This window comes from Microcystis sp. CS-574, from assembly GCF_028329095.1.
GTDB classification, from domain to species: Bacteria; Cyanobacteriota; Cyanobacteriia; order Cyanobacteriales; family Microcystaceae; genus Microcystis; species Microcystis ichthyoblabe_A.
On record NZ_JAQMSY010000186.1, the window covers coordinates 1 to 12,104 of the forward strand.

Sequence of the window (12,104 nt, forward strand, 5' to 3'; positions counted from 1 at the left end):
CCCCAGCTACAGTCCCGCAATTGCCCCTCGCGCCATAGATGCGATCGCTTGTTCCGTGGCCCGGGGTAGATGATAATATTTACCCCCGGCTTTTAGGGCTAATTCTTTGGCAAAACCAGTGGAGACGAATTTTTTCTCCGTATCGATGACCAGCAATTTAATGCCTAAAGAGCGAATTTTAGCGGCAATATCGAGCAGTTCTGCCTTAATATCGGGTTTTTCCCCCTCCGGAATCGGTTCGCCTAAAGATTTCGCCAAAGGAATATTACTTCTACCGTCGGTAATCGCCACAATCACCACTTGACCGATATCCCCCGATAAACGGGCATTCATCCCTACATGAACCGCTTGGGTTAAACCGTGGGCCAAAGGGGAACCGCCGCCACAGGGCAGGGTTTCTAGACGTTTTTTCGCTAGGGTAATCGATTTGGTCGGCGGCAATAGTACATCTGCTCGCTCACCCCGGAAAGGAATCAGGGCAATCTGGTCGCGATTTTCGTAAGCTTCCGTTAACAGACGCATAACCGCACCTTTGGCCGACTGCATCCGATTCAGGGCCATGGAACCGGAGGCATCAACCACAAAGACAATTAAAGAACCGGCCTTGCGGGCCAGCCGTTTTGAGCGCAGATCCCCTTCTTCTATAATCACATGACGTTCGGGATTTCTTAAGCGACGGGCTTTTTGATAGGGGGCAGCCGCCCGGAGAGTGGCATCGACGGCGACTCTTTTCACCTTGCCCCGGGGTAACATTGGCTTAATATAACGTCCCCTATCTTCCGAGAAAATCAGGTTACGCGCCCCCGATTTCCCCTGACGCTGGGCCATCTGGGCAAAATACAACACACTGGGATCCAGTAAAACCCCTTCCGGGTCAAAAACAAATTCTTCCGGCAGATTATCCGGCTGTTCCGGTTCTTTTTCCTCCTCTTTCTCCTCCTCTTTTTCTTCCTGTTCCTGCTGGTTTTCGTCTTGGGGCGGTTCCGGTGGTGGCGGTGGTGGCGGTGGCTGTTGTTCCTGTTCCGGGGGTGGTGGCGTAATCAGCGATCGAGGTACAATAACTAATTCGACGGCTCTTTTTAAGTCATCGGCACTGACTAAATCCCGACCTTCTAAAGCGGCGGCGGCCTTGGCTACTCTCACGGCAAAAATCTCGGCGCGATGACCTTCTACCTTACCGCGAACCGCTTCTTCCACTAGATAACTAATTTGTTCGGGTTTAATTTTTACCTCTTTTAACCATTCCCTCGCCAGGATAATTTCGGTTTTTAGATCATCGATTTCTTGGGCATATTGGGCGATAAAAGCGGTGGGAGAAACAGCATACTCGATCGCCTGATTGACGGCGGTGACTCGTTGGTCTAAACTAAGGACACCATCGGCGGAAAGCGCAATGGCAATTCTATCTAATAAATGGGTTCGTAAATCCCCTTCTTCTGGGTTATAAGTAGCGATCAGGATTGGTTTACAGGGATGTTGAAAACTGATGCCTTCCCGTTCGATTTGGTTGCGTCCTTCGCTTAAAACTGTGAGTAATTGGTTAGCAATTTGGTCATCGAGTAGATTAATTTCATCGATGTAGAGAATTCCCCGATGGGCGCTGGCTAATAAACCGGGTTGAAAGACTGGTTCCCCCTGTTTCACCGATTCTTCCACATCGACGGAACCCAATAAACGATCCTCGGTGACTCCCAGGGGAATCTGCACGAAAGGGGCCCGGATAACTTCCGTGGCGACCTCTCCACTGCTATATTCTTCTTTAGTGCGATCGTCCCATTCGTCGGCATTGTTGGGATCACAATTAAAGACATTACCTGCGATAATTTCGATCGGTGGCAGTAAGGAATGTATCGCCCGCGCCATGACTGATTTGGCGGTTCCCCGACGACCGGCAATTACCACACCCCCCAGGGCGGGATCCACGGCAGCTAAGAGTAGGGCTAATTTAATCGCTTCTTGGCCGACAACGGCAGTCAGGGGAAAATTGAGGGTCAGAGTGGGCATAGATCTAGATTCAGGCGGCCAAATTCTAGTGTAAAACAGAAGCTCCCTGGTCTGGCGCTTTTCCCCTTTTGATTCCCGAACTCAGATTTTAAGTAGGTAGGCGTTAAAAATTATCAGACACCCCCCTTATCAAGGTAGGGCTGTTTCATTCTCCCATCAGAATATCAAAAGTAAAAGCGATCGCTGTCTTTGTAAAATGAGTATGTACTCTCAGACAATTTCAAGAGAGATAGGCTTTTAGTGGCTTGAGAAGAAGCTTTATCAATTTATTCATAATAAATATTGGCAGAGGATTAAAGATTAGTTATTGTAACTAACTCTTTTGATTAGAAAAAGATAAACTTGAGAATCTTCAGTCAAATTTATTGACTCAAAATCAGCTGTACTTAATTTAAATGAATCAACCCTAGGGAGCAGAGAGCTTTTTTCAATGCTCAGTCAACAGTAAAAAGTAATCAGTGAACTGAAAACTCAAATCTGACACCTGCTAACGGCTAACTGCTAACTGATAACTGAGAAAACGGTAGCAATTTCTACCAAAAGTCCCAGTAAAATTCGTTATTGTCATAAGGTCATGACGAAATGTAATTAAAACCAGAAAGAATGCGGATTGAGCAATTGCAAGCCTTTTTAGCCGTAGCCGATACAGGCAATTTCGGTCAAGCTGCCCGCCAGTGTGGAGTCACCCAATCGACTATCAGCCGCCAGATTCAATCCCTAGAAACCGATTTGGGCTTACCTCTTTTCCATCGTACCGCCCAAGCGAAATTAACCATTGCTGGCGAGAAATTACTGCCCCGGGCGAAACGAATTTGTCAAGAATGGACGAATGTTCACGAGGAAATCACTGACCTACAGGCGGGAAAACAGCCAGAATTGTGCGTGGCGGCGATTCATTCCGTGTGCGCCCACTATTTACCGCCGATTTTGCCGAAATTTTGTGCTGAATACCCAGAAGTGCAGTTAAGAGTTACAGCCCTGGGCAGCGATCGCGCATTAAAAGTGCTGCGGGATGGTTTAGTAGATCTGGCCTTGGTAATGAATAATCGTTTTCTCACCTCTAGCCCAGAGATGGTGGTAGAAATATTATACGAAGAAGCGATCGAAATTCTCATGGCCGCTAATCATCCCCTTGCCCAATACAAAGAAGTGCCATGGTCGGAATTAATCCCCTATCCGCAAGTGGTTTTCAAAGATGGCTACGGAATGCAAAGATTAGTACAAGAATGGTTTTCCCGTCAGGATGCCCACCTAAAAACTGTCATGGAATTAAACACCCTTGATGCTTTTCGCGGTGTGGTGCGTCAGGGTAATATTATCGCTCTTCTGCCTCAATCTGCCCTGATGGAAGCGCGTAGCGATGCCACCCTCGCCATTCGTCCTCTTGCTTCCCCTAGTGGCGAAAATCCCCATCTTAACCATGGTAAATTTAGTCATCGTCTCACCCGTCAGGTAGTCCTTGTCACCACCAGCGATCGCCTACAGATACCACCGATCGCTCATTTTTGTCAATTAGTGCGGCAAATGAATCAAAGTGTGGTTAAAAGCTTAGAAAATCACCCTGTCCAGCCTTAGCAATTCCCATCAATCCCATTTATCCTTTATTTTCTTCCTTGAGATGAGCGATACTTTTCGAGAATTATTAAAAGCGATCGGTAGTGGCACCCATACGGGCAAAAATCTAACCCGTCCCGAAGCGGCGATGGCCACCAAGATGATGTTAACCCAAGAGGCAACCCCAGCCCAAATCGGCGCTTTTATGATTGCCCATCGCATTAAACGCCCCACCAGCGATGAGTTAGCGGGAATGCTTGATGCCTACGCCGAGCTTGGTCCGCAAATAACCCTAGAATCAGCCTCTTTTCAGCATCCGATCGCTATTTTTGGCAATCCCTACGATGGACGCTCTCGCACTGCCCCGGTTACTCCGATCACTACTTTAATCTTAGGGTTGGCGGGGGTTCCCGTAGTCCTGCACGGGGGCGATCGAATGCCGACTAAATACGGTATTTCCCTCAGGGAAATCTGGCAGCAATTAGGAGCAGATTTTAGTCAATTATCCTTAGCAGCAGTGAAAGACTGTTTAATCACCACAGGATTGACTTTTTTCTATATTCCGCGCCATTTTCCCCTAGTACAGAATTTTGTCACCTATCGGGAGCAAATCGGTAAACGTCCGCCCATGGCCACGGTAGAGTTAATGTGGTCGCCTTTTGTGGGTAATATTCATCAGATATCGGGTTTTGTTCATCCCCCCACCGAGGATCGTTTTCGCGAAACTTTCGCTCTGAGAAATATCTCTCACTTCACCACCGTGAAAGGATTAGAGGGGAGTTGTGATTTAGCCTGTAATCGGACGGCGATTATTGGTCTGGGAAATCCCACCGATCCCCCTTCCTTTCAGCGATTTTTCCTAAATCCTCGCGATTATGGCTTCTGTCCCTCGGATTATCCCCTCGAATCTTTAGAGATGCTCACCGCTAAATTAAAGGGTTTATTAGCCGGAGAAAATAACGAATTAACCGACGCGGCAATTTTTAACGGTGGTTTTTATCTTTGGCGCTGTGGAATTGCCCCAGATATCCCCACGGGTTTCCAGCAAGCACAACAATCTTTACAGTCAGGAAAAGCCCTGGCTAAATTAGAACAAATCTGTAATTATCTGGAAAATCAGCAATAGATAGGGTCTGTTGAAAAAGTTTGTCGTGGGGGTAGGGTATGGGGTGTAGGGTTTTACCGATTTTGAGGGGGTCAATTACCTAATTTTCAAGGAAAAAGTCCAGGAATTTTCCCCCCGACACTCCCAGATGCGGTACTTTTTGATTTCCCAAAAGCCCAAAGACATTACCCAACAACTCTAACCCCGTGCGACAAATCTAACTTTGGGGGATCCCTCAATCATGGTGGCTGCAAATTGAGCAGAAGTGAAATTATCGGGAGATTTTAACCCTTCAGTGAAATTATCGGGAGATTTTAACCCTTCTTTGAGCCTGTTGGTCATTTCCTCAATATTAATTACTCCTAGATCTTGATTGCGGAAGGGAACCTCTATGTTTCCGGTTGTTTGCTTACCGTCGAGGTTTCGTAGTCCTTTAGTAATCGGACTTCCTTTTTTAATCGGATCTACACCACAATTAACGGATGATCCCTTAATTGAAAGGTCAAGGGTTTTGACTTCCCCGGCAAAAAAACAGAGTAAGATATTATCTGATAGCAGATCTCTTCGGAGTATGGTTAGTTTATTCTCTGGTCCGACAAAATTATTTCCAGTTACGGGAGTGGCGTAACCTTCTATTTCTAAACCGGGCCAACCGGATACTACTTCTGAATGTAACAAGAAGCCAGTAATAGTTTTATCAGACTGGGTTTTGCTTCGCTGTAAACTGCGACTTTGAACATCTAATCGCAAGTCTTCTTTCGTAACTCGTCCGACACTAAAAGCCCCATCTTGTAAGCAGTCAACCCAATAGGAATCTATCCAAAAGAAGCGCAAAGATTCGGGGGGAAGTAACCGTGTATCGGGAACCAAATAGTTAAAGGGAACGTTTTTGAGCAATTCTAAATCTTGGAACCAATTGGCGATCGCTGTAGGTAGATCCCCGTTAGTTTCAGTTGTGCTTTGGAAAGGTAGGTGCAGCACTTGTTGCTGTATCTGATGTAAATCTTGAGCTTTAGAGCGTTTCCAGTTAAAAATCTCCACAGCCAGGGGTTGATTTTGTAGGGTCAGCATTCGTCCTAACTGCCAAGCCATAGCGTAGGAAACATCAAACATACCCGTATTAGGATCATAACGCATCAATTGATCAGCTATAGCAACAGGAGCGGTTAGATTATCTTGGCTTTGGCCTGTACTTAAAGGACTATGATACCAAGAAACTGTTTTATCTCCTTGTCGCAGAGCGTGGTGGAGAGGTACATAACCTAAATCTAGGTATTGCTTTGCTGGATTATTACCTTCGGAGGGAAGTCTGAGGGTATCGGGTTCGCGATCAATTTCTTTAAGCAGGGCATCGAAATTGTGCTTACTATTAACACAGGTAAAACTCCAACTAGCAAGACTAACTAAACGGATGAAATCGTTAGGTCCTGCACCTTGATAGTTAAATTTTCCAGTTGTTCCATTTTTTTCAGTTGTTCCATTATAGCGTTCTTCATAGCGTTCTTCAAGGGCGACTAAATGAACGGTACTTACTTCCCCTTTCTTGGGTAAACGGTTGCCTAAAATAGTGGCTAAAGGTTCACTGAGAGATTCATTTTTCTCGTTGGTTATTTGGTTAACAGACGCAAGGAGAGTCAGATCTTTTTCTGGAGGAAGAATCTTTTCTAAAATGTTTTTAGGGACATCAATTACCGTCACCACATCTTCATCATTTTGCCCCGCCTCGTATATAAATGTGGGGAATTTAGTATTACCAGAAGTTGCTTTTAGCTCCTTTAATTTAATCGTTTTTGGTTCAGGTTTTTCTGATTCCTGAAACAGAAGGAGAGCTAACCAAGGGAGATCAGAATTTGTTGATCTGATAGTACGCTCCCAAGGTAGGGTACCGCGTTTGAGGATGATATGGGGCAAGGCATTAGAATACTCACCCAAGTTTCCCGCAGGGGGAAAAACGGCATAAATGACATCAGGAGTTAGGGGAGCAAAACGGTGGCCATCTACATAAAAGGTAAGCTCTTTACTGAATGTCTGCTCAGGTATTTTGTCAGACTGTTTGGTTTTAACTTTTTGTTCAACCTCGACTGTGTAAGTACCACTATCTAGGGGAGGTTGGCGATGTTGGATGAATTGAACTTTAACTGTTGATGTGGACATGATTAATTGATTGTGGATTGTGGATTATGGCGATTTTGGATTTTGGATTGTGGATTGTGGATTGAGCATCCTGAAAATCTTCAAATCCTGAAAATCCTGATCAGATTTGGTATAAGAGGGGGGGGAGAGGGGAGGAGTTACGGGTTTCCTCATACTCTAATAACCCAAGTTGCTAGTTATAAGCTTCGCTAGTTCGATCCCCCTAAATCCCCCTTAAAAAGGGGGACTTTGAGTCTGGTTCCCCCCTTTTCAAGGGGGGCTAGGGGGGATCGAACCTAGAAATCATAGACAAAATTTGTAACTAGCAACTTACGTTAATACCCGGTTTAAATGCGTAACAGCTGACCTCCCCTAATTGCATTACGCTTTAACCTGGGGTGCAATGACAAAAGAATTAGCCACCGAATCGGTTAATTTAACATCATCGGCTAGATTAAAGCCGAGAGATTGGAGCAGATTGTTGCGCTTATTCTGAGTATTGGTGCTGACAATGTTGTTGTTGATGGCTGTAGTTCGAGCTTGATTGTCGGTAGAAACCCCAGAAAAAGCAGTCGTTTTTTGCCAAGCGTAAACGTCATTTATGGCGGTGGTATCGTGTCGCAATTCGTTGACATCAATAATATTGGTGCTACAGACATCTTTCTTGATTTGAGGAACAATCCGGAAACCAGAGAGGGTGTTCTTAACAAATTGCTGATCGTTAGCTTCAGGGAGAAGAATTCGTTCTGAGTCTTTACCCTTTACTTTGACAACTTTAACTTTAGCATCGCCCCAAAGTGCGGTTGGCACATCTTGAGTTATCGGGATAAATTGGAACTGGTCCTGGTTAACGGGTTGTAAGCCTCCTTCCGTTGTCTTTCGGGTAATTTTGATGTTGTAGCTGCTTTCGAGTTGATCCTTTTTAATGCCCATGGAACGAACGCCAAAATCGGTGTTCGCATTGCTAACAGGGAGAGGTTCGTTATCACCGTAAGATGCTTGCTTGCTGGGGATAGCAGAATTAACTACTAGCTCTAACTCTTTGGGATTGACGACAAAGGCGACTTCTTTGGTTGTTGCTGGTGAGAGTTGTTTGGTGACTCCTTGATTGAGAACAACACTACAAACGTCTGCAGCTGTTGATGAATCTTGTGCTGTTGATTTCGCAGGGGGTAAGAAGGAACTTTGGAAACTTTCCCAATCGATAGGCTCTGGTAAGCGAGAAGATTGATCGCCAAATTCCACAGTGACTTTGACGAAGATAATTCTAAATGTGGCTGTACCGGCAAATTCTGGACCCCAAATATGGAGTTGCACCCCTAAACTAACAGGTCCGAGTATTCCATAGCCAGCTTGAATCCTCACTTGTACTAGGATTTCGTAGTAGTAGGGTTTCCAAGAGATGAGGAAATGAGCCTCAGCGACAAAGTTAGCCCACAGTTTACCGAGTTTGAAATTGGCTTCTAGTCGGCCACCGGCCATGATGGCATGAGCGCACAGAGCAAAGTATTTTTCTCCCTTGAGGGATAGGCAATCTCCTACTTTCCAGTGGAAACCCAGACGAGGAACTGTAGGATAGTGGGCAGGTTTTTTGAATAGGGGGTGATAACCGCCTAAAGTAATGACAAAATCCCCTGCATGAGGGCCAGAAACCCAGAGACAGACGGCAAAGCCACCAGTTAAGCGGCAATCTGGGGATAAGAGATAGCAATCCGAGGCTAATTGACCTTCTATAGAGATTACTCCTTCACTCAGAGAAAATCTGGCTCGTAGGAGCATCGTCATATTGAGAATACAGCTTGTATTTTTCGAGTCTTTTGCCGGAGTGGGAATTTTCATCTTGGCAATTCCCAACAGGTTGATCTCGAAATCTTCCCCAATGGCGACGGTTAGCAGCGCAAAGCAGTCTAACATCTGGAAGCAGGTAAACTTGAGTCCGATGGCAACAAACCCAGATCCGATGGATACGGGGATGTATTTATCCATCTCAGTCAGTTTTTTGGTAATCAGTTCATTATCATCCGAAAATTTCTTCTTGCTGGGTTTTACTGCTTCGGCCACTAGGGGAAAATCTAGTAATTCGTCGATGGAGGGTACTTTCAGATAGCGGTTGTAGCCGAAACCCAGAGCAAATCCCGTGATAATGAAGGAGGGATCAACTATTATAGTGACGTCAAGAACGGCATATAGAAATAGGGAGGGTTTACCGTCGTAGTAGGCATAGGCACCGATGGCGCTGACACCAAAACTTTTACCTGCTAGATCAAATTTGAGTCTGGCTAAACCCAGATATTCTGTGTATTTTATGCCGTTCTTTTCTTTGTCGGCACGCAGTAAGGCCCCGCTTATTTCGATAGTTGGATTCTTGTACTCTATGCCAATGCCCGATATTTTAAAGGATGGCGTTAAGTCGTCTAAGGAAATCCCGACTCCTAAATCGTCGCAAGAGAGGGTCAAACCAGCGATTTTGAGGACAGCATCAATGACGATGGCTATTTCCGCCTCGTCGTCTTCTTCCTCATATTGGAAGCCAATTTGTTTAAGTGAAAACGGTCCGAAGGTTTTGTCTATATCAAACCAAACGGCTAAGTTACTGTTGGTGACATTATCTTCTTCTTCTTCTCCACCAGGAGCCAATTCTTCTTGTTCTTCTTCTGCTTGTTGTGGACTTATCGACAAGCTCAAAATCTTATCAGCATCGGGTAATCCCAATTTACCTGATAAGCTAAAACCTTTACGGACAGAGAGTTTGGTGTCCTCGTCTTTACCCACTTTTTTAGGAACCGGCATTGGGGCGATGAGTTTTTCTTTTTGTTTTTCTTCTTTTTCTTCTTCTTTTTCTTCTTCTTTTTCTTCTTCTTTTTCTTCGTCTTCGTCTTCGTCTTCGTCTTCGTCTTCGTCGTCTTCTTTGTCAGGGATTTTGTCGTTTAAAACGCGAATTTCTGTGATGCTAAAGGCTTTAGAAGCAACGACAAGTCGCAAGGACGGAACTAATTCTTCTTTACCAACTTCATCGGAGATTAAATCCCCCACTACGGGAAGGGATTTTAATTTGATTTTGGTGGCGATATCTAAATCTAGGACAAACAGCCATTCTCCTTTACTTGTTTTGTTTTCTTTCCGGTAAATCACCATCACATTTTTGAAATTGATGGATTTATCCTTGAGTCCCTTTGGTAACAAGTCAGCTATACTTTGGTCTAGGGTTGCCATCAAATCATTGAGGGTGATACTGAAGGGTTCCTCTTTGTCTTCTTTGTAAGCTGTATAGGCGACAATGGTTCTACCTGTACTTGGTTTTTCGTCGGGTTTAACTTCAGAGATAAACTCGATGTCTTCCCCGAGAGAAATTGTTATTTTTGGACCTTTTGCCGGTGAGTCATCTGAGGTTGTTGAGAGACCTTTTTCCAGTTCTTCTTTTAAGTCGGGTTTTGTGTTTGTAGCCATGGTTTTTTTTGGGGTTTGGTTGATGAGTTAGGAAATATATAGCATTTCTCACACCTGTGTGGCACAGTTTAACCTTTGCTGATTAAATTTTTCGACATCGATAATGTACCTCTTGGGAACAGGAAACGCTATAGTCTATTCGCCTTGATAGCGGGGGTCTTTAGGTATAGGGTTCGGTAGGGCTGTTTCATTCTCGCAAATGTCATTCAATCAAATCCTTATCTGGCAAGGTTTTCAGTCAATTTCTCAGAACAAATATCTGAAAAATTTTTAAAATGCCTTGCTTTGCTTGCCCCGTAAGCGATTGAAGACAGACAAACAAGGAATCAAACTAGAGAATGAATCAGCCCTAATAGGGTTGGGGGGTAGACGGCATAGGCAAGTCCTTGTCCGGTACCCTAGGGTGGTTACTTGGCTGTACATAACCCAAACCACCTTGTATGAAACCATTGAAGCCTTGATTAGGCACAGGCACGTCTGTATAGAAATCATAGTAAATAATCATGAAGGAAAAATTTGTTGGCTCTAATTCCTGGGTTTGGCTATTTTTCGTGACTATTACACAATGATCCTTATTAATTTGTTCGACACAGGCTATTTTATTTGTCTTCTGATGCGTTGGTGTGACTAAAATTACAAGATTGGCTCGATATTGCGCAGTAAATCCATAATAAAGGTGAAACTTTTTCTCTTTCCAGTGCAGGTAGCCTTCACCTTGTTTTATAGAAATTCTGTACCAAAACTGCTCTCTGAAAGTATCGTAAAATACTTGACCACAAATCATTTTCTGCACCATTGTACAATTCTCACCGAATCTTACAGAACCATTAACATCTAAATTAGTTCTGGGTGAGAGCGTACCGATGCCGACATTGCCATTTTTAGCTACTCGCACCCGCTCTCTATTATCTGTGTAAATAGCTAATTCGTTCTCTCCTTGCTGCTTTAGTCCCGTGTCATTATCACCAATTGCTAGATGAATTTTAGGAGTTGTAGTACCGATGCCGACCTTACCACCAATAACCGCATCCCCACCATCCACATGAAGTTTTGCTGCGGGAGTACTTGTACCGATGCCGACATCGCCACCTCTTTTTAAAGTGATTCCCTGACCCCAATCCCACTCATTATTATCTTTGTCATGAGTGATCTGTAGAAAATCGCCATTATAATTTGTGCGACTGTGAAATATAAATTTTTTATTTGTTTCATCCTTGCCTAAAACTATATCGCCGTTAACCTTCAGTTTAGTCGTCTCCCGGTCAAAAGTCTTAGTACCGATACCAACCTGTCCCCCACTATACAAAAGTGGCGTTTTTTCGATAGGTATAACTAGCCGCCCATCGGGATAGCTACCAATGTTTTGATAGTCAATATATATACAGGCTAGTCCAGAGGCGCTGTTTGTAACTAAATTGCTAATTGTTAGCTCGATTCCCTGTCCTGCTGTTAATTGGTTTATCTTGGGTGTAAAACTCCACTGAGTGGAATTTGCCGTATGGTCTGATGTCCAAGAATTGGTGTCTGTTACCGTGATTTGAACGCCCTTTAACTGACTATCTGTTGCCACCAGTGCGTCTGCATGAGTTCCCTTCTCAAAGCTGACAATAAACTTTGAACTTTGGTTTAATAAGAGAATTGGTCGCGTGTTATTAGATAAAGGGGAATTGAGTACCTTTAATTTCAGAGTGTTTTGAGTAGTTCCATCATTGAGAATCGCATTAGAACCTAAGACCCGAAATTGTAAAGGAATTTCCGTCTTGCGGAGATGATTGATTACAGAAACCGCGTTTTTGGAACTTACTTGCTCTTCAATGAGTTCGTTTGCTGTTCCCGTCGAAATTAGACCGATTCCACCATA

General features: G+C 44.3%; 6 protein-coding genes. 2 read left to right on the forward strand and 4 right to left on the reverse strand.

Annotation, left to right across the window (positions count from 1 at the left end):
- Nucleotides 1-6: 6 nt before the first annotated feature.
- Nucleotides 7-2,004 (reverse strand): magnesium chelatase ATPase subunit D, encoded by a 1,998-nt coding sequence (bchD, locus tag PN470_RS14920; protein WP_272104745.1) that lies wholly within the window; start codon nt 2,002-2,004, stop codon nt 7-9.
- Between the two features lie 603 nt (nt 2,005-2,607).
- Here bchD and PN470_RS14925 point away from each other — a divergent pair.
- Nucleotides 2,608-3,579 carry a LysR family transcriptional regulator gene (locus tag PN470_RS14925; RefSeq protein ID WP_002737888.1) on the forward strand — a complete coding sequence of 324 codons (972 nt, stop codon included), beginning with the start codon at nt 2,608-2,610 and terminating at the stop codon, nt 3,577-3,579.
- 43 nt (nt 3,580-3,622) lie between these two features.
- Entirely contained in the window at nt 3,623-4,684 is a 1,062-nt protein-coding gene (locus PN470_RS14930) for an anthranilate phosphoribosyltransferase family protein (protein WP_002776008.1), read from the forward strand.
- 177 nt (nt 4,685-4,861) lie between these two features.
- Here PN470_RS14930 and PN470_RS14935 read toward each other — a convergent pair whose 3' ends face one another.
- From PN470_RS14935 to PN470_RS14945, 3 genes are all read right to left on the reverse strand, one after another.
- Nucleotides 4,862-6,817, reverse strand: coding sequence for a hypothetical protein (locus PN470_RS14935; RefSeq protein WP_271935428.1), 1,956 nt, complete (start codon nt 6,815-6,817; stop codon nt 4,862-4,864).
- Between the two features lie 360 nt (nt 6,818-7,177).
- On the reverse strand, nt 7,178-10,243 hold the full coding sequence (locus PN470_RS14940; RefSeq protein WP_272104746.1) for a DUF6603 domain-containing protein: 3,066 nt from the start codon (nt 10,241-10,243) through the stop codon (nt 7,178-7,180).
- 349 nt (nt 10,244-10,592) lie between these two features.
- Nucleotides 10,593-12,104, reverse strand: a 1,512-nt coding sequence (locus PN470_RS14945; protein WP_272104747.1) for a hypothetical protein, incomplete at its 5' end; no start/stop codon positions are given.

Bases quoted from the DNA above. Each gene is read 5' to 3' on its own strand.
- bchD (WP_272104745.1), bottom strand. From the start codon at position 2,004: ATGCCCACTCTGACCCTCAATTTTCCCCTGACTGCCGTTGTCGGCCAA.
- PN470_RS14925 (WP_002737888.1), top strand. From the start codon at position 2,608: ATGCGGATTGAGCAATTGCAAGCCTTTTTAGCCGTAGCCGATACAGGC.
- PN470_RS14930 (WP_002776008.1), top strand. From the start codon at position 3,623: ATGAGCGATACTTTTCGAGAATTATTAAAAGCGATCGGTAGTGGCACC.
- PN470_RS14935 (WP_271935428.1), bottom strand. From the start codon at position 6,817: ATGTCCACATCAACAGTTAAAGTTCAATTCATCCAACATCGCCAACCT.
- PN470_RS14940 (WP_272104746.1), bottom strand. From the start codon at position 10,243: ATGGCTACAAACACAAAACCCGACTTAAAAGAAGAACTGGAAAAAGGT.